At 64.1% G+C, this 25,661-nt stretch carries 23 protein-coding genes; 1 reads left to right on the forward strand and 22 read right to left on the reverse strand.

Annotated elements, in window-relative coordinates:
- Window positions 1-250: 250 nt before the first annotated feature.
- The 16 genes from CR105_RS23705 to ndk form a co-directional block, all read right to left on the reverse strand.
- Window positions 251-796 (reverse strand): phosphoribosyltransferase, encoded by a 546-nt coding sequence (locus CR105_RS23705; protein ID WP_099792854.1) that lies wholly within the window; start codon window positions 794-796, stop codon window positions 251-253.
- A gap of 27 nt (window positions 797-823) precedes the next feature.
- Window positions 824-2,137: an adenylosuccinate synthase gene (locus CR105_RS23710; RefSeq protein WP_099792856.1), complete on the reverse strand. Its 1,314-nt coding sequence runs from the start codon at window positions 2,135-2,137 to the stop codon at window positions 824-826.
- Window positions 2,138-2,142: 5 nt separating this feature from the next.
- Window positions 2,143-3,297: an ATP phosphoribosyltransferase regulatory subunit gene (locus tag CR105_RS23715; RefSeq protein ID WP_099792858.1), complete on the reverse strand. Its 1,155-nt coding sequence runs from the start codon at window positions 3,295-3,297 to the stop codon at window positions 2,143-2,145.
- A gap of 191 nt (window positions 3,298-3,488) precedes the next feature.
- A complete protein-coding gene (gene hflC / locus CR105_RS23720; RefSeq protein WP_099792860.1) occupies window positions 3,489-4,385 on the reverse strand; it encodes a protease modulator HflC in 897 nt (298 codons plus the stop codon).
- The gene (gene hflK / locus CR105_RS23725) at window positions 4,385-5,674 is read right to left on the reverse strand and encodes an FtsH protease activity modulator HflK (protein WP_099792862.1); all 1,290 of its coding nucleotides are present in this window, start codon (window positions 5,672-5,674) and stop codon (window positions 4,385-4,387) included. Before hflK ends, hflC begins: the two co-directional genes overlap by 1 nt.
- 1 nt (window position 5,675) lies before the next feature.
- The gene (gene hflX, locus CR105_RS23730; protein ID WP_099792864.1) at window positions 5,676-6,869 is read right to left on the reverse strand and encodes a GTPase HflX; all 1,194 of its coding nucleotides are present in this window, start codon (window positions 6,867-6,869) and stop codon (window positions 5,676-5,678) included.
- A gap of 39 nt (window positions 6,870-6,908) precedes the next feature.
- A complete protein-coding gene (gene hfq, locus CR105_RS23735; RefSeq protein ID WP_061539949.1) occupies window positions 6,909-7,145 on the reverse strand; it encodes an RNA chaperone Hfq in 237 nt (78 codons plus the stop codon).
- A gap of 144 nt (window positions 7,146-7,289) precedes the next feature.
- Complete coding sequence (der, locus tag CR105_RS23740) at window positions 7,290-8,633, reverse strand: ribosome biogenesis GTPase Der (protein ID WP_099792866.1); 1,344 nt, start codon at window positions 8,631-8,633, stop codon at window positions 7,290-7,292.
- A gap of 4 nt (window positions 8,634-8,637) precedes the next feature.
- Window positions 8,638-9,810, reverse strand: a complete 1,173-nt coding sequence (gene bamB / locus CR105_RS23745; RefSeq protein ID WP_099792868.1) for an outer membrane protein assembly factor BamB — start codon at window positions 9,808-9,810, stop codon at window positions 8,638-8,640.
- Between the two features lie 61 nt (window positions 9,811-9,871).
- Window positions 9,872-10,531 (reverse strand): YfgM family protein, encoded by a 660-nt coding sequence (locus tag CR105_RS23750; RefSeq protein WP_099792870.1) that lies wholly within the window; start codon window positions 10,529-10,531, stop codon window positions 9,872-9,874.
- Between the two features lie 46 nt (window positions 10,532-10,577).
- Window positions 10,578-11,921: a histidine--tRNA ligase gene (gene hisS / locus CR105_RS23755; protein WP_099792872.1), complete on the reverse strand. Its 1,344-nt coding sequence runs from the start codon at window positions 11,919-11,921 to the stop codon at window positions 10,578-10,580.
- Between the two features lie 147 nt (window positions 11,922-12,068).
- The gene (gene ispG / locus CR105_RS23760) at window positions 12,069-13,328 is read right to left on the reverse strand and encodes a flavodoxin-dependent (E)-4-hydroxy-3-methylbut-2-enyl-diphosphate synthase (protein WP_099792874.1); all 1,260 of its coding nucleotides are present in this window, start codon (window positions 13,326-13,328) and stop codon (window positions 12,069-12,071) included.
- Between the two features lie 12 nt (window positions 13,329-13,340).
- On the reverse strand, window positions 13,341-14,249 hold the full coding sequence (locus tag CR105_RS23765; RefSeq protein ID WP_099792876.1) for a helix-turn-helix domain-containing protein: 909 nt from the start codon (window positions 14,247-14,249) through the stop codon (window positions 13,341-13,343).
- Between the two features lie 13 nt (window positions 14,250-14,262).
- Window positions 14,263-15,066: a type IV pilus biogenesis/stability protein PilW gene (pilW, locus tag CR105_RS23770; protein ID WP_099792878.1), complete on the reverse strand. Its 804-nt coding sequence runs from the start codon at window positions 15,064-15,066 to the stop codon at window positions 14,263-14,265.
- Entirely contained in the window at window positions 15,063-16,232 is a 1,170-nt protein-coding gene (gene rlmN / locus CR105_RS23775) for a dual-specificity RNA methyltransferase RlmN (protein WP_099792880.1), read from the reverse strand. Before rlmN ends, pilW begins: the two co-directional genes overlap by 4 nt.
- A 92-nt stretch (window positions 16,233-16,324) precedes the next feature.
- On the reverse strand, window positions 16,325-16,738 hold the full coding sequence (gene ndk / locus CR105_RS23780) for a nucleoside-diphosphate kinase (RefSeq protein ID WP_099792881.1): 414 nt from the start codon (window positions 16,736-16,738) through the stop codon (window positions 16,325-16,327).
- A gap of 230 nt (window positions 16,739-16,968) precedes the next feature.
- On the opposite strand from ndk, the gene CR105_RS23785 reads away from it, so the two are divergent.
- Window positions 16,969-17,655: a Bax inhibitor-1/YccA family protein gene (locus tag CR105_RS23785; RefSeq protein WP_099792882.1), complete on the forward strand. Its 687-nt coding sequence runs from the start codon at window positions 16,969-16,971 to the stop codon at window positions 17,653-17,655.
- 213 nt (window positions 17,656-17,868) lie between these two features.
- On the opposite strand, the gene rlmD is transcribed toward CR105_RS23785, so the two are convergent.
- The 6 genes from rlmD to CR105_RS23815 all read right to left on the reverse strand — a co-directional run bounded on the left by rlmD (window position 17,869) and on the right by CR105_RS23815 (window position 25,659).
- On the reverse strand, window positions 17,869-19,218 hold the full coding sequence (gene rlmD / locus CR105_RS23790; protein ID WP_099792884.1) for a 23S rRNA (uracil(1939)-C(5))-methyltransferase RlmD: 1,350 nt from the start codon (window positions 19,216-19,218) through the stop codon (window positions 17,869-17,871).
- Between the two features lie 96 nt (window positions 19,219-19,314).
- Window positions 19,315-20,325 carry an RNA polymerase sigma factor RpoS gene (gene rpoS, locus CR105_RS23795; protein WP_370660703.1) on the reverse strand — a complete coding sequence of 337 codons (1,011 nt, stop codon included), beginning with the start codon at window positions 20,323-20,325 and terminating at the stop codon, window positions 19,315-19,317.
- Window positions 20,326-20,351: 26 nt separating this feature from the next.
- A complete protein-coding gene (locus tag CR105_RS23800; RefSeq protein WP_370660702.1) occupies window positions 20,352-21,317 on the reverse strand; it encodes a peptidoglycan DD-metalloendopeptidase family protein in 966 nt (321 codons plus the stop codon).
- Between the two features lie 48 nt (window positions 21,318-21,365).
- Complete coding sequence (locus CR105_RS23805; protein ID WP_099792890.1) at window positions 21,366-22,244, reverse strand: protein-L-isoaspartate(D-aspartate) O-methyltransferase; 879 nt, start codon at window positions 22,242-22,244, stop codon at window positions 21,366-21,368.
- Window positions 22,241-22,978 (reverse strand): 5'/3'-nucleotidase SurE, encoded by a 738-nt coding sequence (gene surE / locus CR105_RS23810; RefSeq protein ID WP_099792892.1) that lies wholly within the window; start codon window positions 22,976-22,978, stop codon window positions 22,241-22,243. Before surE ends, CR105_RS23805 begins: the two co-directional genes overlap by 4 nt.
- Before the next feature lie 242 nt (window positions 22,979-23,220).
- Entirely contained in the window at window positions 23,221-25,659 is a 2,439-nt protein-coding gene (locus CR105_RS23815; protein WP_099792894.1) for a tetratricopeptide repeat protein, read from the reverse strand.
- Between the last annotated feature and the right edge of the window lie 2 nt (window positions 25,660-25,661).

The following is a 25,661-nucleotide window of genomic DNA, read 5'->3' on the forward strand; positions in this document are numbered from 1 at the left end:
GTCCTGGATGGTGCGTTCGCCGCGGGAATAGACCTTGACCAAGGCTTGCTCGATGAAGGCGTCAGAATACACTTTGCTCATGTTGTCTCCTAAAAATGTGAGGTGACAACTAGCGTGACACAGGGGGCATTCGGACATTCTATTTGAGAAATGTCCGAATGTCAGACCTGACCCCAGCGTTTGACGCGTAAAAAAGGGCCAGAGTCGCGTGTACTCTGGCCCCGTGTTTCGTGCGTTACCGGCGTGTGGCTCAGGCCGGGCCGCTGCCCTTTTTCATCCACGCGGCCAGCTGGTGCGGACGCAGGCCGTCGTAGTTCTCGAACGGCTGGTGGATCCACGGGTTGTGCGGCAGCTCTTCGAGGAAGTAGTCAGGCTTGATCGACGAGGTGCCCTTGACCCAGATGACGGCCGACTTGACTTCGGTGACGCCTTCGAAATTGTCGGCCAGGTGGCGCGTGACCTTGTCGAGCGTGACGCCCGAATCGGCCAGGTCGTCAACCAGCAGGATCTTGCCGCCCAGCGGGCCCTTGGTCATCGTCATGTACTTGGCGATGTCGAGGTCGCCGCGCACGGTGCCGGCTTCTTCGCGGTACGAACTGGTCGACAAAATCGCCAGCGGCACGTCGAAGATGCGCGAGAAGACGTCACCGGGACGCACGCCGCCGCGCGCCAGGCACAGCACCTGGTCGAACTTCCATCCCGATTCGTAAACCTTCAGCGCCAGGCGCTCGATCAGGGTGTGGTACTCGTCCCAGGATACCCAGAGGTCCGTGTCGGTCGATTGTGGGGTTGTCATGCTGGCTCCTCTTCTTATGTCGATCGGTTATTCAAACGGATGGCGCAGGACGATCGTCTCTTCGCGGTCAGGACCGGTCGATACCATGTCGACCGGGACACCGACCAGCTCTTCGATGCGCTTGATGTAGGCGCGCGCGGCAGCAGGCAGCTCGGCCAGCGACTTGGCACCAACCGTGTTCTCTTTCCAGCCCGGCATCTCTTCGTAGACCGGCACGCAGCGCGCCGCGTCTTCGGCGCCGACCGGGAAGATGTCGACATCGCGGCCGTCGATCTTGTAGCCGGTGCACAGCTTGAGCGACTCGATGCCATCCAAGACATCGAGCTTGGTCAGGCACATGCCCGAGACGCCATTGATTTGCACGGAGCGCTTGAGCAGCGCGGCGTCGAACCAGCCGCAACGGCGCGCGCGGCCGGTGACGGTGCCGAATTCATGGCCCACGCGCGACAGGTGCTCGCCGACGCCGACGTCGGTCGGCAGCTCGGACGGGAACGGGCCGGAGCCGACGCGCGTGGTGTAGGCCTTGGTGATGCCGAGGATGTAGTGCAGCATGTTCGGGCCGACGCCGGCGCCGGCCGATGCGTTACCGGCGACGCAGTTCGACGACGTCACGTACGGATAGGTGCCGTGGTCGATGTCGAGGAGCGAGCCTTGCGCGCCTTCGAACAGCAGGTTGCCGCCGGCCTTGAAGGTGGCGTGCAGCGCCGACGAGACGTCGCCGACCATTGGTTTGAGTCGCGGCACCAGGGCCATCGCGTCATCGAACGTCTTCTGATAGTCGACCGAGGCGACCTTCAGGTAGTTCGTCAGCACGAAGTTGTGATAGTCGAGATTCTCTTTGAGCTTCTCGGCAAAGCGCTCTTCGTTGAGCATGTCGGCAATGCGGATCGCGCGGCGCGCCACTTTGTCTTCGTAGGCCGGGCCGATACCTTTGCAGGTGGTGCCGATCTTGTTGTCGCCGCGGGCAGCTTCGCGCGCGACGTCGATGGCGACGTGGTACGGCAAAATCGCAGGACAGGCTTCGGAGATCTTCAGGCGCGAGACGACTTCCACGCCGATCGCCTGCAGCTTGTCGATTTCGCGCATGATGTCCGGGACCGAGACGACCACGCCGTTGCCGATGTAGCAGGCGACGCCTTCGCGCATGATGCCCGACGGGATCAGCTGCAGCGCGGTTTTCTGGCCCTTGATGACCAGCGTATGGCCGGCGTTATGGCCGCCCTGGAAACGCACCACGCCCTTGGCGTGATCGGTCAGCCAGTCGACGATTTTGCCCTTGCCTTCATCGCCCCATTGGGTACCGATGACGACGACGTTTTTTGCCACGTTTTTCTTTGACATCACACTTAGCCTAAGTTTTTGAGAATCCAGTTACTGTCTTCGAGCACGAGTACGCGATCGCACTCGAACTCGTCCTGATCGTCGTCATGACCCGGCAAACTCTGGATCACGACTTCGCCGGCCTTGCGCAGGCCGGCGATTTGCTCGCGCAGTTCGGGGGCATTGCCCCACGGCGCGCGGATGGCGTGTTTGCGCTCGGCGCTCGGTAACAGCCGCGCCAGTTCGCGCAGGTCGAGCGAGAAGCCGGTGGCCGGACGCGCACGGCCGAACGCTTCGCCGACATGGTCGTAGCGCCCGCCGCGCGCAACCGCGTTCGGCAAGCCGGGCACGTACAGCCCGAACATGGCGCCGCTTTCGTATTGGTAGCCGCGCAGGTCGGCCAGGTCGATCGCCACTTCGGCGCGGCCGAGCGCAGAGCCGGCCAGCGCGGCCAGTTCGGCCAGCGCCTTGGTAATGCCCGGGAAAGCCGGCAGCACGTCGCGCGCGCGCGCCAGCACGTCGACGTCGCCGTACAGGTGCGGCAGCGCCAGCAAGGCGTCGCGCGTGACGGCGGCGTAGCCGGCGGTGAGCGCAGCCAGGCCAGGGCTGTCCTTGGCCTGCAGCAGCGCATACAGGGCCACTTCGTCGTTGCGGGCGGCGGCATCGTCGGCGATGATCGAGCGCAGCAGGCCGGCGTGCGACAGGTCGAGGCGCACTTCGCCAAAGCCCGCCATGGCCAGCGAGGCGAGCGCCAGTTCCTGGATCTCGGCGTCGGCTTCGAGGCCGGCGTGGCCGTAGATTTCGGCGCCGATCTGCAGCGGCTCGCGGGTGGCGTGCAGGCCGGATGGACGGGTATGCAGCACGCTGCCGGCGTAGCACAGCCGGGTGACCGATTCGCGGTTGAGCAGGTGGGCGTCGATGCGCGCGACCTGGGTCGTCATGTCGGCGCGCAGGCCGAGCATGCGGCCGGATATCTGGTCGACCAGCTTGAAGGTGCGCAGGTCGGTGTCCTTGCCGGCGCCGGCCAGCAGCGAGTCGACGTATTCGAGCAGCGGCGGCATCACCAGTTCGTAGCCGTACAGGCGGAAGTTGTCGAGCATCTGGCGACGCAGGTCTTCGATCTTGCGCGCTTCGGAGGGCAAGACGTCGGCGATGTTCTCGGGCAGGAGCCAGTTCGGCATGGGCAAAAAGCTTTGTTAAAGATCGGTCAAGGTGAACGAGAGGCGCGCACACAAACGGCGCGCCGAACCATCAATTTTACCTGAAAATGTGGACGGGCATCCAGTATTGGATTGGAATGGGGGAATTGCGGAGCTGTGCAACGGCCAACCAGGGTCCGACCCCATGGGGTCAGACCCTTCAACCGGACGCTTTACTTCTTGGCCGGTGCTGCGGCGGAGGCGCCACCCGGGCTGCGGAAGTACTTGAAGAACTCGGAGCTCGGATCGAGCACCATCACGTCGCCGCGGCTCTTGAAGGTGCTGCGGTACGCTTCCAGCGAACGGTAGAACTTGTAGAACTCGGGGTTCCTGCCAAACGCTTCGGCGTAAATCTGCGATGCCTTGGCGTCGCCGTCACCCTTGATCTTTTCGGCGTCGCGGAACGCTTCGGCCAGGATCACGGTGCGCTGGCGATCGGCATCGGCGCGGATCTTTTCCGATTCGGCCGCACCGGTCGAACGCAGTTCATTGGCCACGCGGGTACGCTCGGCCTTCATGCGGTCGTACACCGAGGCGTTGATCTGCTCGACGTAATCGACGCGCTTGAGGCGCACGTCGACGATCTCGACGCCGATCTGCTTGGCCTCGGAAACGACCTTGATGCGGATCGCTTCCATCACCTTGCCACGCTCGCCCGAGATCACTTCGCGCACGGTGCGCTTGGTGATTTCGTCGTTCAGCGCCGACTTGACGATCTGGTTCATGCGGTCGCGCGCGCGCGCTTCTTCGCCGCTGAAGCTGACGTAGTACAGGCGCGGATCGGTGATGCGCCATTTGACGAAGGCGTCGACCAGGATGTTCTTCTTCTCGGCCGTGATGAAGCGGTCGGCGTCGGGCGTGTCGATCGTCAGGATGCGCTTGTCCAGGTACAGCACGTTCTGGAACGGCGGAGGCAGCTTGAAGTGCAGGCCGGGCTGGCTGATCACTTCACGCACTTCACCGAGCGCGAAGACGATCGCGAAGCGGCGCTGGTCGACCACGAATACCGTGGACGAGAGCAGCATCAGGGCAATGAAGCCGGCAACAAACAGGGTAACCAGGCGGTTCATCAGCGGCTCTCCCGATCACGCGAATTCTCGCGGGTGCGGCTGTCCCGCTGGCGGATGTTTTCTACTGTCTGCATGGCTTCCTGGGGCTGCGTCGTGGCCGGCGCGGCTGTCGCCGGCGCGGTGCGGGTCGTGGCGGCGACATCGTTGGCGGCCGCCTGGGCGATCAATTTATCGAGCGGCAGGTACAGCAGGTTGCTGCCGGACTTGGCGTCCACCAGGACCTTGCTCGCGCTGCTGAAAATAGTCTGCATCGTGTCGAGGTACATGCGGTCGCGCGTGACACCTGGCGCCTTCTGGTATTCGTTCAGCACCGACGTGAAGCGCGAGGCGTTACCGGTGGCGTTTTCGACCACCATCGCGCGGTACGCTTCGGCTTCCTGGGTCAGGCGGATGGCGTTACCGCGCGAGCTAGGGATGACGTTGTTGGCGTAAGCCTCGCCTTCGCTGCGGGCGCGGGCGCGATCCTGGCCTGCCTTGACGGCGTCGTCGAAGGCGCTTTGCACCTGCTCCGGCGGCTGCACGCTTTGCATCGTCACGTTGGTGATCTGCGCACCCAATGCATAGCGGTCGACGATCGACTGCATCAGCTTGTGGGTGTCGATGGCGACCTTCTCGCGGCCTTCGTACAGCACGAAGTCCATCTTGCTCTTGCCGACCACTTCGCGGATTGCCGTTTCGGCGATCTGGCGGATGGTGTCGTCGTCGTGGTCGCGGTTGGTGAAGATCCAGGCGACGGGGTCTTTCAGCGTGTACTGCACCGCGAACTGGATGTCGATGATGTTTTCATCGTCGGTCAGCATCAGCGATTCTTTCTGGTTCTTCGCGCGCACCGAGCCGCGGTAGCCGATTTCGGCGGTGCGAACCTGCGACACGTTGACGATCTCGTGCTGCTGGAACGGGTACGGCCAGCGCCAGTTGAAACCGGCGCCGGTGGTGTGGCTGAGCTTGCCGAACGTGGTGACGACGGCCGACTGGCCTTCCTGCACGATGAAAGCGCCGCTGGCGAGCCAGATGAAAACGATGACCGCGCCAACGACGCCGGCGGTGATGCCCGCGCCTTTCATGTCGGGACGATAGCCGCCCGGCTCGGGCGTGCCGCCGTTGTTCTTCTGGCCGAACATGCGGTTCAGGCGCGCGTTGAAGTCGCGCCACATCTGGTCGAGGTCCGGCGGACCCTCCCCCGGCTTTCTGCCTTCTTGTTTTTTATTGTCGCCTTCAGGCCGGCGGCCCCAACGAGGATCGTTGAGCGACAATTTGACGCCGAGGCGCCTGATCAGGGAAACGAGCATGCTATCGTGGTCCGGCGTTGGTTGAAATACTATCGGGAGGCGCTTCTTTTACTTCTTCTTGTTCCAGCTCTGCTTCTTCGGCTTCGTGCGCGTGGTCCTGCCCATCGAACAGATGGGTCAGTCCGGGCGCCGCCTTGGCCGCTTCAACGATGGCTTCGCGCAGCAGGTCGAGGCCTTCGCCACTCCTGGCGCTGATAAAAACGCGGCTGATTTTATCATATTCATCACGCTCGATCGCAGGCTCGAGGCCGGCTGCGTCAATCTTGTTCCATACCAGGATTTGCGGAATATGGTCGGCGCCGATTTCCTTAAGCACTAGGTTGACCTGCTCGATCTGCTCCATGCGCACCGGGCTGGCGCCGTCGACGACGTGCAGCAGCAGGTCGGCGTGGATGGTTTCTTCCAGCGTGGCGCGAAACGCCGCCACCAGCTGGTGCGGCAGTTCGCGCACGAAACCGACCGTGTCGGACATGACGACGTTGCCCACTTCCTGGCCCAGGTACAGCCGGCGCGAGGTGGTGTCGAGGGTGGCGAACAGCTGGTCGGCGACGTACACGCCGGCCTTGGTAAGTGCGTTGAACAGGGTCGACTTGCCGGCATTGGTGTAGCCAACGAGCGACACCGAAAACGTCTGCGTGCGCCCGCGCGCACGGCGCTGGGTCTCGTGCTGCTTGCGCAGCTTGACAAGGCGCGCGCGCAGCGCCTTGACGCGCTCGCCGATCAGGCGGCGGTCTGTCTCGAGCTGGGTTTCACCGGGGCCGCGCAGGCCGATACCGCCCTTTTGCCGCTCGAGGTGGGTCCAGCCGCGGATCAGGCGCGTGGCCAGGTGCTGCAGCTGGGCCAGCTCGACCTGCAGCTTGCCCTCGTGGCTCTTGGCGCGCTGCGCGAAGATGTCGAGGATCAGGCTGGTGCGGTCGAGCACGCGCACGTTGATGCGCTTTTCGAGGTTGCGCTGCTGGGCAGGCGACAGCGCATGGTTGAAGATGACGATTTCGATGTTGTCGGCGAGGACGGCCTGGCCGATTTCGTCGGCCTTGCCGCTGCCGACGAAGTAGGCGGCGTCCGGACTGGAACGCTTGGCCGTGATGGTCGTGATCGGCACGGCGCCGGCGGACTGGGCGAGCAGCGACAGCTCTTCAACGCTGGCGTCGAAATCGCCAGCGCCGAAGTCGATGCCGACTAAGGCTGCGCGCATATGCTCTGTGCCTGGGCCATGGCCGCTGCGCCCGAAGCCTTATTCAGCTTCAGCCTCGAGGTTGAGGTTGACGGCGCGCGCCGGTACGACGGTGGAGATTGCATGCTTGTAGACCATTTGGGTAACGGTGTTACGCAGCAGTACTACGTACTGGTCGAAGGACTCGATATGTCCCTGCAGTTTGATGCCGTTGACCAGGTAGATCGAAACGGGAACGTGTTCCTTGCGCAAGGCATTAAGGAATGGGTCTTGTAACAGTTGCCCTTTGTTGCTCATGACAGCTCCGTGTGTTGTTGTAGTTCAAAAATTGGAGGCGACTCGGGCGATTTCAAGTGTTAATACTGATCTTTCCTCAAGACGCCAAAGATGTCGTTAAGCTACTGTAACCTGTTTTGCCAGTTCCTGTCGTACGCCCGGCCGTTATTTCTGCGTTTTGGCAAACGGATTCTTACCCACACGCAATTCGATTCGCAGCGGTGTGCCGACCAGGTTGAACGTGTCGCGGAAATGCTTTTCCAGGTAACGTTTGTACGGCTCGCCGACCGAGTCGAGCGCGTTGCCGTGGATGACGATGATCGGCGGATTCTGCCCGCCCTGGTGGGCGTAGCGCAGCTTCGGCCGGATCGAGCCCTTGCGGCGCGGCTCCTGCTTTTCGACCGCTTCGATCAGCGCGCGCGTCAGGCGCGGCGTCGACAGGTCGGCGGTGGCGGCGGCGTAGGCGGCGTCGACCGACTTCATCAACGGACCGATGCCGCTGTTCTTCAGCGCCGAGATGAAGTGCGTCTTGGCAAACGACAGGAAGTCGAGCTTGCGGTCGATGTCGATCTTGATCTCGTCGCGCTCGTCCGAGCGCAAGCCATCCCACTTGTTGACCGCCACTACCAGCGCGCGTCCCGTTTCGAGGATGAAGCCGGCGATGTGGGCGTCTTGCTCGGAGATATCTTGCTGCGCATCGAGCAGCAGGATGACGACGTTCGCTTCCGAAATCGACTGCAAGGTCTTGACCACCGAAAACTTCTCGATCGCTTCGAACACCTTGCCGCGGCGACGGATGCCGGCCGTGTCGATCAGCGTGTAGTTCTTGCCGTCGCGCTCGAACGGCACCTCGATCGAGTCGCGCGTGGTGCCGGGCATGTCGAAGGCGATCACGCGCTCTTCGCCGATCAGGGTGTTGACCAGGGTCGACTTGCCGACGTTCGGGCGGCCGACGATGGCGATCTTGACGCCGCGTTCGGCCGGCGCCAGTTCCTCGGCATCGTCCGGACGCGAGGCGAACGCCTCGTTGAGCGCTTCCTCGACCAGGTCGGTGACGCCGTCGCCATGGGCGGCGGAAATGACGTACGGGTCGCCCATGCCGAGCTCATAGAAGTCGGCGACGACGGCGCTGTACTTCATGCCCTCGCCCTTGTTGACCACCAGCATGACCTTGCGGCCCGACTTGCGCAGGAAGTCGGTGATGGTCTTGTCGTGCGGCGTCATGCCCTGGCGGCCGTCGACGATGAAGATGACGACGTCCGCTTCGGCGACGGCCTGCTTGGTCTGCAGGGCCATCTGGTGCATGATGCCTTCCTTGGCGACCGGCTCGAAACCACCGGTGTCGATGACCAGGAAGGGGCGCTCGCCGACGCGGCCTTCGCCGTAGTGGCGATCGCGCGTCAGGCCAGGCAAGTCTGCCACGAGGGCGTCACGCGAGCGCGTGAGGCGATTGAATAAGGTCGATTTCCCGACGTTGGGGCGACCAACTAATGCTATTACCGGCTTCATGGTGTTATTCGACCGCGATTGCGGTCACAGTCCCAGATTGTGTTTGAAAAATCAGATTCGAGCCAGCGACCAGCGGTGCCGATTTGACCGGGCTCCCGTCAGTTGCCGCACGTGCTAAAAAGGCGCCATCTTCCCGTGACAGGAAATGGATGAAGCCCTGGTAATCGCCGACCGCGACAGCGCGGCCGTACGAGACCGGCGTCGACAGACGCCGGTAGCTCAACTTGTCGTTCTTCCAGGCGCTGGTGCCGCCGTCGCGATTGAAGGCCGACATGGCGCCCTTGTCGTCGACGGCAAACACGAAGCGCTGGTCGGCGGCAACGCCGACGTCGGACGACAATTCCTTGGTCCAGCGGGCCGTGCCGGTGAGCAGATCGAAGCAGCCGACCCGGCCCTGGTACGAGACGGCGCACACGTCGTTCTCGATCACCACCGGGGTGCCGCTGATGTCGGTGACGCGTTCGAGTTCGGTGGCGCCGCGCGCTTCGCCGACGGCCACTTCCCAGCGCGGCGCGCCGGTGGCGACGATCAGCGAGAGCAGCTTGCCGCCCGGCTGGGCGATGAGGACGTCCTTGCCGGCCATGACCATGCCAGGCGCGTTACGCAACGTCAACGACGGCGACGGGCGCTGCACGGTCCACTTCTTTTCGCCCGTCCTGGCGTCAAGGCCGATGATGCGGTTGTCGATCGAGCGCACCACCACGAAGCCCTGCCCCACCGCCGGCGCCGACAGCACTTCGCTAGACGCCTGCGCGGTCCACAGCGGCTTGCCGTCCATGCCGAAGGCCATCACGACGCCCTTGGCGCCGCCGACGGCGAGCATGGTGCCGTCGGAGCCGATGCCGGCCGTCAGCGGCTTGTCGGCCTTGATGCGCCACACCACGCGGCCGGTGACGGAGTCGACGCGTGCGATGGCGCCGTCGCCGCCGGCCACCAGCAGTTCGGTGCCGACCAGCGCCGGCGACAGGATGAAATCGTTGGCCTTGCCGATGTCGAGTTTCCAGGCGGTGCGCACGGCCATCGAGCCTTTCAGCTCGACCAGCGGGGCCGGCAGGTTGGTCTTCGATTTGGACGCAAAAGGATTGAGCGAACTCAGGCTTGGCATGCTCGGCAGGGACGAACAGCCCGCCATCAGCGCCAGTGCACTCAGGCCAACCAGTTTCTGGGTAATACGCATAGTCTTCTAACCTTGTTCTTGGACTTGTTGTAGTACTGGTAGTTTCAGCTTGGCTTGGCGATCAGGCGGCCGGCTTGACCGTCACCGCCGGCACGGTGCCGCCGATCGACTCGAGCTTGACTTCAACGAGCTTGCGGCCAGGACTTCTCTCGTCCATCGCCGTCAGCGCCGCCAGGTAGGCGGTGCGGGCGTCGGCCAGCTTGTTCTGCGCCACCAGGATGTCGCCCTTGCGGTCGGCCACCGAGCCGGCGAACTGCGCCGGAGATTCGGCGGCGAGCACCTTGAGGCCTTCGTCGTAGGCTTTTTCGTCGAGCAGGATGCCGGCCAGGCGCAGGCGCGCGATCGCCTTGTACTCGTCGTTGCCGTGCTCGATCGCCCATTGCAGCTGGGTTTTCGCCGTCTTCAGATCATTGGCGTCGAAGGCTGCCTTGGCGGCGACCAGCGCGGCCATCGGGCCGTAGGCGGTCGAGCCGAACTTGCTTTCGATGTCGGCGGCGATGCGCTGCACCTTGACGTTGTCCTTGTCGGTCAGCGACTTGTTGAGGTCTTCGTACAGCACCGACGCGTCAGCGGCCTGGCTGGACTGGTGCGACTTCCAGAAGTTGTAGCCGGCGAACGACGCCAGCGCGATGATCAGCACCCACGTCAGCACGTTGCCGTACTTGTTCCAGAACGCCTTCAGGTCGGCTAATTGTTCTTGTTCTTCGAGATCGTATGCCATGGATTTATCTAGTAGAGGTTAAGGAATATGTATGCTGCCGGGCAGCTCAATGATGGTAATGCACGTGATCGTGGTCGTAATCGTCGCCGACGATCTGGTCGACCAGGTATTCGACGACGTCGTCGAACGGCACCGTGGCCTGCTGTGTGTCGGTGGCGCTGCCGCGCATCGCCTTGACCGCCGCCACGTGGTTGGCGATCTCGTCGTCACCGAGGATGACGGCGAACGCGGCGCCGCTGGCGTCGGCCTTCTTCATCTGTGTCTTGAAGCTGCCGGCGCCGCTCGCAGCCGCGCAATGTAGCACAACATCGAGTCCGGCATCGCGAATTCTCTCGGCCAGCACGAACGCCTGCATCTGCGCCGCCTCGCCTTGGTGCACCATGTAGACGTCGCATTGCGACGGTGCGGCCGATTCGCCGGCGGACTTCATCAGCTCGATCAGGCGCTCCATGCCCATCGCGAAACCGACCGCTGGGGTGGGCTTGCCGCCGAACATTTCGATCAGGGGATCGTAGCGCCCGCCGGCGCAGACGGTGCCCTGGGCGCCGAGCTCGTCGGTGACGAATTCGAACACGGTGCGGTTGTAGTAGTCGATGCCGCGCACCAGGCGCGTGTTGACGACGTAGGGCACGTTGTTGTGGTCGAGGATCTTCTTGACGCCGTTAAAGTGCGCCAGAGACTCGCCCTCGAGGTAGTCGAGCAGCTTCGGCGCGCCGTTGACCAGCTCCTGCATCGCCGGATTCTTGGTGTCGAGGATGCGCAGCGGATTGGTGTGCAGGCGGCGTTTCGCTTCGGCGTCGAGCGTCGCGTCGTTCGCTTCGAAGTAGGCGATCAGGTCGGCGCGGTGGCGCAGGCGCTCGCTAGCGTCGCCGATCGAGTTGAGCTCGAGGCGGATGTTTTCCAGGCCAAGGTCGTCCCACAGGCGGCGGCACATCATGATCAGCTCGGCATCGATGTCCGGGCCGGTGAAGCCGATCGCTTCGGCGCCGAACTGGAAGAACTGGCGGTAGCGGCCGCGCTGCGGGCGTTCGTGGCGGAACATCGGGCCCTTGTACCACAGGCGCTTGGGGCCGTCGTAGACCAGGTTATGTTCGAGCACGGCGCGCACGGTGCCGGCGGTGCCTTCAGGACGCAATGTCAAGAGGTCGCCGTTCATCGAATCGGTGAACGAATACATTTCCTTTTCGACGATGTCGGTGACGGCGCCGATGGCGCGCGCGAACAGGCCCGTCTCTTCCAGGATCGGCGTGACGATCTTCTGGTAGCCGTAGCTTTTCAGGATCGACTCGGTGGTGTTTTCCAGCAGTTCCCACAGCGGCGCTTCGGCCGGCAGGATGTCGTTCATGCCCTTGACTGCGACAATTTTTTCAGCTTTTTTGTTCTCAGACATCTCTATATTCGCTTCAATGTTTTCTGTTGCTCTGTAATTTCAGAATGTCGCCAAGGAGTCCCGGCTTGCAAGCCGGACCGTTCCGCCGGCGAGCGGCATGCCGCTCTAAACCCCGGCTACACCGACAATTTTTCAGGCTTACTCATATTATTTTTTACCGTAATTCGTTTGTACGTAGTTCAGGACGATCGCCTGGAATTCCTGGACGATGTTGTCGCCACGCAGGGTGACTGTTTTCTGGCCGTCGACAAACACCGGCGCGGCCGGCGATTCGCCGGTGCCGGGCAGGCTGATGCCAATGTTGGCGTGCTTCGATTCGCCGGGGCCGTTGACGATGCAGCCCATGACGGCCACGTTCATCGCCTCGACGCCCGGATAGGATAGTTTCCACTCAGGCATCTGCTCGCGCAGGTACGTCTGGATGTTGTCGGCCAGTTCCTGGAAGGTGGTCGACGTGGTGCGGCCGCAACCCGGGCAGGCGATCACCATCGGTGCGAACTTGCGCAGGCCCATCGTCTGCAGGATTTCCTGGCCGACGATCACTTCGCGGGTACGGTCGCCGCCAGGCTCGGGCGTGAGCGAAATGCGGATGGTGTCGCCGATGCCTTCCTGCAGCAGCACCGACAGCGCCGCGGTCGAGGCGACGATGCCCTTGCTGCCCATGCCGGCTTCCGTCAGGCCGAGGTGCAGCGGATAGTCGCAGCGGCGCGCCAGCTCGCGGTAGACGGCGATCAGGTCTTGTACGCCCGATACCTTGCACGACAGGATGATCTTGTCGCGCGCCAGGCCGAGTTCTTCGGCGCGCACGGCGTTGTCGATCGCCGACGTGATGAGGGCTTCATACATCACTGCCTGCGCGCTCCACGGCTGGGCGCGGCCGGCGTTTTCGTCCATGATGCGCGCCAGCAGCGACTGGTCGAGGCTGCCCCAGTTGACGCCGATGCGCACCGGCTTGTCGTACTGGGCGGCCACTTCGATCATCTGCGCGAACTGGCTGTCGCGCTTGGCGCCCTGCCCCACATTGCCCGGATTGATGCGGTATTTCGACAATGCGCGCGCGCACTCCGGAAAGTCGCGCAGCAAGGTGTGGCCGTTGTAGTGGAAGTCGCCGACCAGCGGGACGTCGATGTCCATCTTGTCGAGCTGCTCGCGGATGAACGGCACGGCGGCGGCCGCTTCGGGCTTGTCGACGGTGATGCGCACCAGCTCGGAGCCGGCGCGCGCCAGTTCCTTGATCTGGATCGCGGTGCCGATGACGTCGGCCGTGTCGGTATTGGTCATCGACTGCACCACGACGGGCGCGTCGCCGCCGACCCAGACGCGGCGCTCGCCATGAGCCACCAGCACGGAGCGGCTGGCACGCCGCGCGAGCGGGCCGGATGGTATCGCCAGATTCGAAGAAGACATAAGCGTAAGCAATTACTTGAGGTTGACGCGCGACACGCTGCTGCCTGCCACCGGTGGCAATGCAACGGCGGCGCCGCGCAAGGTGGCGCCGACGGCGGACGGCTTGCCGACCACCAGCGTGACCGGTTCGGTAATGTCGAACGTTTCGGAGCCGCCGGCCTTGACCAGGCGCGCAATGAGCGGGGCGCCGGCGGCGCGCCGCACTTCGATCCAGGAATCTTCGCGCACATTGATGACCAACGCGTTGGCGCCGGCGGCAGCGGCCGGCGCGGCTGTCGCCGCAACGTTGGCGGCCGGCGAGCCGGCTGTCGTCGTACTCGGCGGCGGCACCGAAATCAGCGGCACCGACGGGTTTTGCAGCGCATTCGCTTGCATCGCCGGCGTGGTGCCAGCTGCGGCCGGCACCTGCACCAGCGCCGCGTTCGGCTGCAGCACGGCGGTCGATGCGGCCGGCGCCGTGCCGCGCGCGATCAGGCCGGACAACAGGCCAAAGTGCCAGGCGGCAGCGGCGGCGGCGACGACGACGAAAATGGCGATCGGCACGATCGGCAGCGACGCGCGCTTGCCGTAAGTCGGGAAGCGCACCTCGGCGAACGAAGCGCTCTTTTGCTCGCGCCGCACCGTGGTGCCGGTGGCGTCGGTCGGGCCCGGCGCCTCAAGGGCGATCTGGGCCACCAGCGGCATCGGGTCGAGCTTGACGATCTTGGCGTAGGCGCGCACGAAGCCGCGCACCACTGCCGGACTCGGCAGCGAGGCGTAGTCGCCCGCTTCCAGCGCGACCACCTGGCGCACCGCCAGCTTGAGCTGGTCGGCGACCTGTTCGACGGTCCAGCCCATTGCCTCGCGCTGGGCGGCCAAGGTTCTGCCCGGCACGCCGTGGTTATCCGGCGCCGCCGGCTGTTCTGCCCACTCTGAACTCATTGTCGATCCTGTTTCACTCATCAAATGCACCGCGCTGGAAAGCCGCATACTCGGGCGAGCCGGGATGATGCCGGCGCAACATGGTGCCGAGGCTGGCCTCGGATGCCTTGTCGCCGAGCTTGCGATCGATCCGCATCGCCAGCCACAGCACGTCCGGCGACAAACTATCGAGCTTGGCCGCTGCCTTGACGCGATTGATAAAAAATCCGGCGCGCGTGTAGTCGCGCCGCTCGTAGTAAACCCGCGCCAGGTTGGCGTTGGTGGCAGGATGATCGGGCTCGTAGCGCAAGGCGTCAAGCAAATAGCGTTCCGCGGCCTCGAGGTTCTTCATTTTCAGGCTGCACGAGCCGGCGTTGAGCATCGCCTTGACGGGCGACGCGTAGGCCGGATTCTTCAGTGCCGACTCGAACAGGGCGATGCCCTGCGCGCCCTTGCCGTGCTGGCACAGGAAGGAGCCGTAGTTGTTGGCCAGCTCGGGATTGCCTGGCGCGAGCTTGATGGCGCGCTGGAAATTCTCGTCGGCCAGCGCCGTCTGGCCCAGTTGCGAATAGATCAGCGCACGCACGCCGTACGCATCGGCAAAGTCCGGCTGGATGGCGATGGCCTGCTTGACTTCGTCGAGCGCCACTTCGAGCTTGCCGTCCTGGAAATAGCCGACGGCCAGCTGCAGCCGAATCGACGCGCGCTTTTCCTGCGGGCTCTGGTCGGACGCCGTCTTCAGTTCGTTGTTCGGCGCACTGGCGCCGCCGCCGGCGCAACCGGCCAGCGCCGCCGCCAGCACGCCCAGGCCGACGACGCGTGCGATGCGCGCGCTCAAGAACGGACCTCGACGATGCGGCCAAAGTTGGCGCCGAACTTCTGCTTGTATTCGTCCATTTTCTCCATCCGCTCCTGTACGCGGGTGCGGTCCTGCACTTCGCCGGCCAGCTGGCCGCAGGCGGCGTCGATATCGTCGCCGCGCGTTTTGCGAATGGTGGTCACGAGCCCGCCGTCGATCAGCACTTGGGCGAACGCCTTGATGCGCGGATTCTTCGAGCGCAGCAGGCCCGACTCCGGGAACGGGTTGAACGGGATCAGGTTGAACTTGCACGATACGCCGACGACCGGGTCATTGACCAGCGCCAGCAGCTCGCGCGCGTGCTCGTCGCTGTCGTTGACGCCGTCGAGCATGCAGTATTCGAACGTGATGAAGTCGCGCGGCGCGAATTCGAGATAGCGCTTGCAGGCAGCCATCAGTTCGCGCAGCGGGTATTTCTTGTTGAGCGGGACCAGGCCGTCGCGCAGCGCATCGTTCGACGCGTGCAGCGACACGGCCAGCGCCACCGGCACTTCCTGCGACAGCTTGTCCATGTTCGGCACCACGCCCGAGGTCGACAAGGTCACGCGGCGGCGTGACAGGCCGTAGGCGTTGTCGTCGAGCATGAGTTTGAGCGCGGTGACGGTCGGCTCGAAGTTGAGCAAGGGCTCGCCCATGCCCATCATGACGACGTTGGTGATCTGCCGCTCGCCTTTCGGGCCCGGCTCGACGCCCTTGGTGCGGCGCAATTCGAATTCGGCCATCCACAGCTGGCCGATGATTTCGGACACCGTCAGGTTGCGGTTGAAGCCCTGTTTGCCGGTCGAGCAGAAACGGCAGTTGACGGCGCAGCCGGCCTGGGTCGAGATGCACAGGGTGCCGCGATTTTCTTCCGGGATGAACACGGTTTCGACCGCATTGCCGTTGCCGACGTCGACCAGCCACTTGCGGGTGCCGTCAACCGACGTGTTGTCGCTGATGACGGCGGGCGAGCGCACTTCGGCGCGTGTCTTGAGCTTGTCGCGCAGCGACTTGGCCAGGTCGGTCATGCTGTCGAAGTCGGCGGCGCCGAACTGGTGGATCCAGCGCTGCAGCTGCTTGGCGCGGAACGGCTTCTCACCCAATTCGGCGCAGTAAGCGACGAGTTGCGCGGGATCGAAGTCCAGCAAGTTGGTGAGAGTCGTCATATTCTTTAATCCAAAAAGCCGTTCCCGCGCAATGGCAGCTGGGAACGGCGGTCGTGCAAGGCGCCAGGAACGGCGCCGACATCGTATTGCTATTACTTCGCTTCTGGGAAGAAATAAGCGATTTCAACTTTTGCAGCGTCGACAGCGTCCGAACCGTGGACGGCGTTGGCGTCGATCGAATCGGCGAAATCGGCGCGGATGGTGCCTTTTTCAGCTTTTTTCGGATCGGTCGCGCCCATCAGGTCGCGGTGAGCGGCGACGGCGTTTTCGCCTTCCAGCGCCTGGATCATGACCGGGCCGGAGACCATGAAGTCAACCAGGTCCTTGAAGAAGCCGCGCTCTTTGTGGGCGGCGTAGAAGCCTTCAGCCTGCTCGCGCGACAACTGGGTCATGCGGGCAGCGACGATCTTCAGGCCAGCGCCTTCGAAACGGCTGTAGATTTGGCCGATGACGTTTTTTGCAACTGCGTCTGGTTTGATGATCGACAGGGTGCGTTCGATTGCCATGTGTAAAAACTCCAATAAAAAGAAAGGTTTAAATCGAGAAAATAGGAACTCAATCAACCTTTGATTTTACCATACAACACCCCATCTGACTGATATTGCACCTGCGGGCGCGGAAGTGCTAGAGTGGCGCTAGCAAATCTGCCTGGTCATTGCCGGCGATTCTGCGCGTTTTTTTCGCTGTGTGCTATTCTTTTAGCGAGCTTCACCTTTTTTCACGTATCGGAGGCACTATGATTCCAACCATGCAACAAGGCTACGAATATGCGGTAGATACCCAGGCCGTACGGCATCGCGTCCTGCGCAATACCTACTGGTTGCTGGCGCTGTCGATGATCCCGACCATCCTGGGCGCGTTCGTCGGCGTGACGATGCAGGTGCCGATTCCAAGCGGCATGATGGGCTTCGTCCTGTTCCTGGCGGTTGCATTCGGCTTCATCTACGCCATCAACAAGACCAAGGATTCGGCGGCCGGCGTCGCTTTCCTGCTCGGCTTCACGTTCTTCATGGGCCTGCTGCTGACGCCGCTGCTGCGCCATACGCTCGGTTACAGCAACGGCGGCAGCCTGATCATGACCGCATTCGGCGGCACCGCCTGTATCTTCGCGGTCATGGCCAGCGTCGCCACCGTGTCGAAGCGCGACTTCTCGATGATGGGCAAGTGGCTGATGGCCGGCGTGATCGTGCTGATTCTGGCATCGGTGGCCAATATCTTCCTCGGCATGTCGGCACTGTCGATCGTCATCTCGGTGATGGCAATCGGTATCTTCTCGGCCTTCATCCTGTATGACGTGCAGCGCATCATCAACGGCGGCGAGACGAACTACATCACCGCCACGCTGTCGATCTACCTGGACGTGTACAACATCTTCACCGCCCTGCTGTCGTTGCTCGGCATTGGTGGCGGCAGCCGCGAGTAAATTCTTCGCTGTTATCGAAAAAGCCGACCCGTGGGTCGGCTTTTTTTCGTCAGTACCAGCCAGATCAATTGGCCGGCAGTACCTGCAGCTTGCCGGGGCGATGACGCTGACCGGCGCCACCTGTAGCCGCTGGGGTCTGACCCGTTTCTTCTGTCGGGGTCAGACCCCGGAGCGCCGGCACCTTCGGGGTCTGACCCTGACCGCAAAACCGGCTCAGACCCCTGCGGCCAGCTCGAACACGGCCATCGATTCGACGTGCGAGGTGTGCGGGAACATGTTGACGACGCCGGCTTTTTTCAGCACGTAGCCGGCCTCGTGGGTCAGGATGCCGGCGTCGCGCGCCAGGGTGGACGGGCTGCACGAGACGTAGACGATGCGCTCGGGCAGCATGTCGGGATGGCTGGCGCGCAGGCCGGCCAGGGCTTGCGCCAGCGCCATGGCGCCGTCGCGCGGTGGATCGATCAGCATGCGGTCGAACTTGCCCAGCGCAACGAGGTCTTCGGTGGTGACGTCGAACAGGTTGCGCGTGAGGAAGCTGGTCTTGGCCGACAATCCGTTCGCCCTGGCGTTGTCCTGCGCGCGTTCGGTCAGGCTGGTGCTGCCTTCGATGCCGACCACTTCGGCGCAGCGGGTGGCCAGCGGCAAGGTGAAGTTGCCGAGGCCGCAGAACAGGTCGGCGACGCGGTGCTGCGGCTGGACGTCGAGCAGGCGCAGCGCGCTCGACACCAGCACCCGGTTGATCATGTGGTTGACCTGAGTGAAGTCGACCGGCTTGAACGGCATCTTGACGCCGAACTCGGGCAAGGTGTAGTACAGCTCCTTGTCCAGCGGATAGAACGGCGCGGCCGTCTCCGGACCCTTCGTCTGCAGCCACCACTGGATGTTCCACTGGTCGGCAAAGGCCTTCAGCAAGGCCTCATCGGCGGCCGTCAGCGGCGCCATGATGCGCAGCACCATCGCCGTGACTTCCTCGCCGACCGCCACTTCGATCTGGGGCATCTGGTCGTAGATCGACAGTGCGCCGATCAGCGCGCGCAGCGGCAGCAACATCGCCTCTATGTGCGGCGGCAAAATTTTGCATTCGGTCATGTCGGCAACGAAGGCGGAGCGCTTTTCGTGAAAACCCACCAGCACCGTATCCTTCTTGGCCACGTGGCGCACCGACAGCCGCGCCCGGTAGCGGTAGCCCCAGGTCGGGCCGTACATCGGCCGCATGATGTTTTCCGACTTGACCTTGCTGATGTGCCAGAGGTTGTCCTCGAGCACGCGCTGCTTCATCGCCACCTGGGCCGACGGCTCCAGGTGCTGCATCGAGCAGCCGCCGCAATTGTCGAAATGCGGGCACTTCGGCGCCACCCGCATCGGCGTGGCGCGGTGCAATTCGGTCATGCGCGCCGCTTCCCAGTTCTTCTTTTTCTTGAACGTCAAGAAGCTGACGCGCTCGCCGGGCAAGGCGCCTTCGACGAAAATCACCTTGCCGTTCGAGCCGTCCTCGTTTTGCAGGTGGCCTACGCCGCGCGCATCCATGTCGAGGGATTTGATGTCAATCTGAATGTCTGGCATAGCGATTCGGCAATAAGAGTCGGCGGGCGCATGGCGCCGGCGGACGATGAATAGTGGGGAAACAAGCGGGTCTGCGGGCCGTTCGGCCCGGGCGCATCATAGCAAGGAATCGCGCACCACGCCACGGGCGGCCATCGCCCGCTTCAGCTTGACGAGGGCTTCCTGCTGGATCTGGCGCACCCGTTCGCGGGTGACGCCCATCTCCTCGGCCAGCGTTTCGAGCGTGGCCGGATCGTCATTGTCGAGCCCGAACCGGCGCATGACGACGATGCGCTGCTTGTCGGGCAACTTGGTGAGCCAGTCGCGCACCAGCACCGTCATTTCGTGGTGTTCGGCGCGCGCGTCGGGGCTGTCGTCGGCGTCGCCGGGCAACATATCCATCAGGCTCGACTGCGGATCGTTGTCGAGCGGCGCGTCGAGCGACGTGGCGTGCTCGGACAACGCCAGGATGTCCTGCACCTCCTCGACCGGGCGGCCGACCAGGTGGGCGATGTCCTCGGCGGTGGCGTCCTTGCCGTTGTGGTGCTGTGCCTCGAGGTGGTACTTGGCGCGCAGCACCTGGTTCAGCTCACGCACCATGTGCACCGGCAGGCGCACCGTGCGCGCCTGGTTCATGATGGCGCGCTCGATGCTCTGGCGGATCCACCAGGTGGCGTAGGTGGAAAAGCGGAAACCGCGCTCCGGCTCGAACTTGTCGATGGCGCGCATCAGGCCGATGTTGCCCTCCTCGATCATGTCGAGCAGCACGACGCCGCGGTTGATGTAGTGCTTGGCGATCGACACCACCAGGCGCAGGTTGTGTTCGATCATCGTCTGGCGCGCGCTGAAGTCGCCCGACTTGGCCAAGGTGGCGAAATGGACCTCCTGGGGAGCGGTCAACAGCGGCCGGGTGCCGATCTGGTTCAGGTAATGCTGGGTGGTGTCGGTCGAGAGCTCGGCGGCCAGGACTTTCTTGAGTTCATCGACGCTGGCCAGCGCCACGCCGGGCGCGGGCGCCGCATCCGGATCGGGGCTGTCGCGATCGTCCGGATCGATCACGCTGTCGTCCAACGGGCCGTCAGGGAAATCGTCCGACCCCGAATCGTCTTCCAGCTGGTGCGGCGGCATTGTCATGGGCGTTTCATGGCATCGGCTTAGCGGGTTGGCAGGAACCTGGATGGATCGACCGGCTTGCCCTGCTGGCGAATTTCAAAATGCAGTTTGACCGAATCGGCGTCCGAATCGCCCATCTCGGCGATCATCTGGCCCTTGTTTACGTTCTGGCCTTCTTTCACAACAATGCTGCGGTTGTGAGCGTAGGCCGAGAGCAAGCTGTTGCTATGCTTGACGATCACAAGGTTACCATAACCGCGGATGCCACTGCCAGCGTACATGACTTTTCCGGCGCCGGCCGCCATCACTTGCTGGCCGGGCCGGCCGGCGATGTCGATGCCCTTGTTCTTGCCCTCGTCGAAGGTGGCGACGATCTTGCCCTCGGACGGCCACATCCAGCTCAGTTTCTCGTCGTCGACCGCGGTCACGGCGCTGCCCTGGACGATGGCCGTAACCGGCGCGGCGACGACGGCCTTTTCCATTTTCGGCTCCGGCTTGTCGGCCTTGTCGGCGATGTCGGATTTGTCGGCAACCCTGGCGCCGTCGTCTTTTTTCATCTCGGCCGGCGCGGCGTCGCTGTGGGCGCGCCTGTCGACGCGCGGCGCGGCCTTTTTCGGCACCACGGCCACGACCGGACGGCTCTCCGGCATCGCGATCGGCGTCGTTTTCACGGCGGCGCTGTCCTGCTCGGGCGGGGCCACGCGCAAGACCTGGTCAACCTTGATGTCGTTCGGGTTGGCCAGGTTGTTCCATGCCACCACGTCACGGTAATTCTGGCCGTGGTCGAGGGCGATGCGCAGCAAGGTGTCGCCGCGCCTGACGGTATAGGTGCCGCGCGCATCTTCCCTGGCGTCGTCGGCGGCGGCAGTACGGCTGGCAACGGCGGGCGACATACGGTCAATGACGGGCGCCTTGCGGTTGGCGGTGTTGCAGGCACTCAGCATTCCCAGGGACAGGGTCAGGGTCAGGGTCAGGGTCAGCGAGGCTAAAGGGCGTGTTTGATTCATTCTCATCAGTATAGGTGTCGGCAATCCATGGCTAGTCACACAGGCAGCTTAGACGGTGCCGGGGCGCAACGGTACAAAGTGACAAGCTTCGAGTGTTTCACTCATCCAGTCAGCCTTGCCGCGGCGGGTTATCAATTGCAGGTGCTGGACCTGGGCGCCGACCGGCGCGACCAGGCGGCCACCGATGGCCAGTTGTTCGAGCAACGCCCGCGGGACCTCGAGGCCGGCTGCGGCCAGGATGATGCCGTCAAATGGGGCGACCTGCGGCAGGCCAAGCATACCATCTCCGTAATGCAAGCGCAGGTTAGAAATGCGCAACGGCCGCAAATTCGATTTGGCCAGCTCGTGCAGCGGCTTGATCCGCTCGATCGAGAACACCTCCTGCGCCACGCAGGCGAGCACGGCGGCCTGGTAGCCGCAGCCGGTGCCGATCTCGAGCACGCGGCCGAGCTTGCCGCCGTTGCGCATCACTTCGATCATGCGCGCCACGATGTACGGCTGGGAAATGGTCTGATGGTGGCCGATCGGCAGCGAGGCGTCGATGTACGCCTGAGCCGACAGCGCCGGCTCGATGAACGCGTGGCGCGGCACCCGTTCCAGCGCGGCCAGCACCAGCTGATCTTGCACGCCCTGCTTGGCGACGCGGTTGACCATCTGGCGCCGGATGGCGTCGGACACCATCAGGTCCGGACGCGGCGCGCTCGGCGTTGCCGGCTGGGCCCGCTGCAGCGCTTCGCTGTGCGACTTCGACGGCGCCGCCCGCATGGTCGGGCTCGCATACGGCGCCAGCACCGCGGTGCGGGCGGCGTTGCGCGTCGCCGTTTGCGGCGTGGCCACCGGCGCCGGCGAATAGGCGCCCGGCTTGCGTTCGGCCGGCCGCGTCAGCGACGACAGCGGCAGCGGGAAGTTGCTGTTCTTCTCTTTCATGCCAGGTCCCGCGCCAGCTGGGCGAGCTGGGTCTTGTGGGTCAGGTCGACCTGCAGCGGCGTGATCGATACCTGGCCCTGGGCGACGGCGTGGAAATCGGTGCCTTCGCCGGCATCGCGGGTGGCGCCCGGCGGGCCGATCCAGAATATTTCGCGGCCGCGCGGGTCGAGCGCGCGGATCACCGGCTCGGCCTGGTGACGGCGCCCGAGGCGGGTGGCGGTGATGGCGCCGAGCCGCTCGTACGGCAGGTTCGGAATGTTTACGTTCAGCAGCCACGGGGCGGACAGTGCGTCGAAGCGGCGCAGCACGATGTCGCGCGCCAGCCTGGCGGCGGCGTCGATGTGGGTCCAGCCGTACTCGGCCTGGGAAAATGCGATCGCCGGGATGCCGAACAGGTAGCCTTCGGTGGCGGCGGCAACGGTGCCGGAGTACAGCGTGTCGTCGCCCATGTTGGGGCCGTTGTTGATGCCGGAGACGATCAGGTCGGGCCGGTAGTCGAGCATGCCGGTCAGCGCCACGTGCACGCAGTCGGTCGGCGTGCCGTTGACGAAATAAAAGCCGTTGGAAGCTTGCTGAACCGACAAGGGACGATCGAGCGACAGAGAGTTCGACGCGCCGGAACGGTTGCTGTCGGGGGCGACAACAACGATGTCGGCTACCGAGGCGAGCGCTTCGGCCAGGGCATTGATGCCCGGGGCGAGATAGCCGTCGTCATTACTGATAAGTATTCTCATGCAGCAATTTTACCTGAAGCAACGGTCGCATCGGCGCGCTGGGAGTAAACAATCGTTGCGGCGCCAACACACCATTGTCAGGATGATTGCGAACAGGCCGGCCTGGCGCCAGTCAAACCAGGTTTCATCATGCCGATGCGCTCAGGAAGGCCATTCCTGCCACCGACGGAAATGGTGCTGCCCAAGCCCGGCGCGACGATGACGGATAAAAAATCGTTGCCGTGCCGCCCTGCTTGCCTGCCCTACAGCCCGCCGGCCTGCTTGCCGCCGGCCGCTTCGAGCAGCGCGTCTTCGAAGAAGGACTGCACCGCTTCGCTGAAGGCGAGCAAGGCATCCTTGTCGCCTTCCTGCTTGTACACCAGCTTGATCATCTCCATGCCCTTGCGCCTGAGTGGCGTGGCGACATTCGGTCCCAGCACCATCGGCGACAGGCTGTCGGCCAACTCGCGCGCTTCACGTGGACTGTGGATGATCAGCTCGCGCAGCTTGCCCAGTTCCTGGGCCAGCGACTTCGGGCTGGCAGCGGCGCCGCGCACGTCGAGGATGGCCGCCTTCATGCCCAGTTCGCCACGGTCCGACTCGTGCGGCCCGGACACCATGCCGATATGACGCAGCCGGTCGTTGCCTTTCTGGACCGTCTCGCTCAGCGTGCGCGCGGCGCTGTCGTTGCCCTGATTGGACAAGGTTTCGGATAGCAGCTTTTTGCTGTAGAGCGTTTCGATGTCGTCCATGCCGTGGATGCTCTCGTGCAGCCTGACGACGTGCTCCTGGATGCGGCGGGCGGCGTCGAAGTCGCCGCGCTCTCCCAGCGTGCTCGACAAGCGCAGCTGGGCGTTGAGCGTATCGGGATGCTCGGCGCCAAGGCGCACCTTGTGCGAGCGCACCAGCGTTTCCTGGATTGCCAGCACGGCATCGAGGTCGCCGCGCACGGCGAGGATTTCGGCCAGCGCCTCGCGCGCCTGCACGGTGTAGCGGTGCTCGGCGCCGGCATGGCGCTCGCGCGCGCGCACCACCGATTCCTGCAGCTGGATGGCCTGGGCCGTTTCGCCGAGCTGGCACAGCAGCAGCGACAGCCGTTCGGTGCTGCGCAGCGTGTCCTCGTGTTCGCTGCCGAGCAGCCGTTCGCGGCCGAAACGCACCCGCTCGTACAGGAAGCGGCCCCGTTCGGGGTTGCCCGAAGAGATGATGGTGTCGGCCTGGGCGGCAATGCTGGCCAGGGTCATCACATGGTCGGGGCCGAACAGCCGGTCGCACGCGTCGACGATTTGCTCGTGCAGCGGCAGCGCCGCCGCGAAGTCGCCCAGCTGGGCCAACGTGGCCGCCAGGCCGGACATGGCGGCCAGCGTGTCGGGATGGTCGGCGCCGAACAGGCGCTGGCAGTCGTCGGCCAGCTGCTCGTACAGAAATTTTGCTTCGTCGAGCTTGCCGACCTTGCGCAGCAGGTCGGCCAGGCAGGAACGGCTCAGGCGGGTGTCGGCATGATCTTCGCCGAGCAGGCGCTGGCGCAAGCGCGTGCTTTCTTCGTAACATTGCTGGGCCTGGCGCTCGCGGTCCTGGCGGCGGTACAGGTCGCCCAGGCGCTTCAGGTCGGCCGCCAACGGCACCGACACGGCGGTGGAAATGCCGTCGGCCGACAGCAGGCGGGCGGCGGAGATGCTCGTCAGCAGGCCGACCTCGGCATGCGATTGCCAGGGAAAGTGGCCGTCGGCGACCCAGTCGAGCAATGTTTCGAAGGTGCGGGTCAGCGAGAAACGGTCGCCTTCGGGATCGGCGCGCACCGACAAGTGCTCGCCGCTGGACATGGCGTTGGTTTGCTGCAGCTGCACCTCGTCGAGGTAGCTGTCGAGCGAGAGCTGGGCCAGGCCGTACGATTCGCGCAGCAGCTGTTCGAGCGCAGGCTGGTAGCCGGCCAGCCCCTTTTGCGGGTCGCCGCGGCGCCACTGCAGGCGGCGCGCGCAGTCGGCGCTGTCGATCGAGCACGGCAATGGGTAGACCAGCAGCGGGCGCTGCTCGTCTTCGTGGCTGCAGCGGTATTCGATGCTGCGGGTGACCACGCCGGCGAGGCCTTCGAGGCTGCGCTGGTTCGGCGTAAACAGCGCCACCAGCTTGCGCGGCAGCAGCGTGGTGCAGATGCTGACGGCGGCCGAGCGACCACTGCGGGCGTCAACCAGCACGTGGCGGAAGCGGCGCGCCATGTGGTCGGCGAAGCAGCGAAACAGCGCCGGGCAGGCGGCGAACAGTCCGTCCCAGTCGATGCGGTCGGCGCGCTCGCCGTAGCTGTCGTCGAAGCGGCCGGCGCGCATCAGGTACAGCGGACGGCTGTGATCGACACGCTCGACGTACGGCTCCCAGTCGACCGCCTCGAGCACCTGCCGGGCCATCTTGACATCGCTCAGCGGGGCGGCGGTGCGCGCCAGCAGCTCGATGTGGTCGCGGCAGGCCTCGAAATATTCGAGCAGGCCGGGACGCTCGTCATGCTGATCGACGTAGTGGTGCAGGCCAGGCGATTCGGTGTCCCAATCGATCATGAGCACCGGCACCGTGGCGTTGTTGCGCCCCGCCAGCAGCACTGCCATGTTCGACAGCGCCACACTGCGCGCCGTTCCGCTCTCGAATGAGTAGAACGTGGTCACTTCGCCGGGAGCGGTTATCGGCGGTAGCGTAATGCGGGTGATTTCCATAA

The organism is Massilia eurypsychrophila, from assembly GCF_002760655.1.
Taxonomy (GTDB): Bacteria; Pseudomonadota; Gammaproteobacteria; order Burkholderiales; family Burkholderiaceae_D; genus JAFCUW01.

Coding starts and splice junctions, on each gene's coding strand:
- ndk (WP_099792881.1), bottom strand. CDS start 16,738: ATGGCAATCGAACGCACCCTGTCGATCATCAAACCAGACGCAGTTGCA.
- surE (WP_099792892.1), bottom strand. CDS start 22,978: ATGAGAATACTTATCAGTAATGACGACGGCTATCTCGCCCCGGGCATC.
- CR105_RS23800 (WP_370660702.1), bottom strand. CDS start 21,317: ATGAATCAAACACGCCCTTTAGCCTCGCTGACCCTGACCCTGACCCTG.
- rlmN (WP_099792880.1), bottom strand. CDS start 16,232: ATGACGACTCTCACCAACTTGCTGGACTTCGATCCCGCGCAACTCGTC.
- CR105_RS23715 (WP_099792858.1), bottom strand. CDS start 3,297: ATGCCGAACTGGCTCCTGCCCGAGAACATCGCCGACGTCTTGCCCTCC.
- hfq (WP_061539949.1), bottom strand. CDS start 7,145: ATGAGCAACAAAGGGCAACTGTTACAAGACCCATTCCTTAATGCCTTG.
- rlmD (WP_099792884.1), bottom strand. CDS start 19,218: ATGCCAGACATTCAGATTGACATCAAATCCCTCGACATGGATGCGCGC.
- hflX (WP_099792864.1), bottom strand. CDS start 6,869: ATGCGCGCAGCCTTAGTCGGCATCGACTTCGGCGCTGGCGATTTCGAC.
- hflK (WP_099792862.1), bottom strand. CDS start 5,674: ATGCTCGTTTCCCTGATCAGGCGCCTCGGCGTCAAATTGTCGCTCAAC.
- CR105_RS23815 (WP_099792894.1), bottom strand. CDS start 25,659: ATGGAAATCACCCGCATTACGCTACCGCCGATAACCGCTCCCGGCGAA.
- CR105_RS23710 (WP_099792856.1), bottom strand. CDS start 2,137: ATGTCAAAGAAAAACGTGGCAAAAAACGTCGTCGTCATCGGTACCCAA.
- CR105_RS23765 (WP_099792876.1), bottom strand. CDS start 14,249: ATGAGTTCAGAGTGGGCAGAACAGCCGGCGGCGCCGGATAACCACGGC.
- CR105_RS23705 (WP_099792854.1), bottom strand. CDS start 796: ATGACAACCCCACAATCGACCGACACGGACCTCTGGGTATCCTGGGAC.
- CR105_RS23785 (WP_099792882.1), top strand. CDS start 16,969: ATGATTCCAACCATGCAACAAGGCTACGAATATGCGGTAGATACCCAG.
- bamB (WP_099792868.1), bottom strand. CDS start 9,810: ATGCGTATTACCCAGAAACTGGTTGGCCTGAGTGCACTGGCGCTGATG.
- CR105_RS23805 (WP_099792890.1), bottom strand. CDS start 22,244: ATGAAAGAGAAGAACAGCAACTTCCCGCTGCCGCTGTCGTCGCTGACG.
- der (WP_099792866.1), bottom strand. CDS start 8,633: ATGAAGCCGGTAATAGCATTAGTTGGTCGCCCCAACGTCGGGAAATCG.
- CR105_RS23750 (WP_099792870.1), bottom strand. CDS start 10,531: ATGGCATACGATCTCGAAGAACAAGAACAATTAGCCGACCTGAAGGCG.
- hisS (WP_099792872.1), bottom strand. CDS start 11,921: ATGTCTGAGAACAAAAAAGCTGAAAAAATTGTCGCAGTCAAGGGCATG.
- hflC (WP_099792860.1), bottom strand. CDS start 4,385: ATGAACCGCCTGGTTACCCTGTTTGTTGCCGGCTTCATTGCCCTGATG.
- rpoS (WP_370660703.1), bottom strand. CDS start 20,325: ATGCCGCCGCACCAGCTGGAAGACGATTCGGGGTCGGACGATTTCCCT.
- ispG (WP_099792874.1), bottom strand. CDS start 13,328: ATGTCTTCTTCGAATCTGGCGATACCATCCGGCCCGCTCGCGCGGCGT.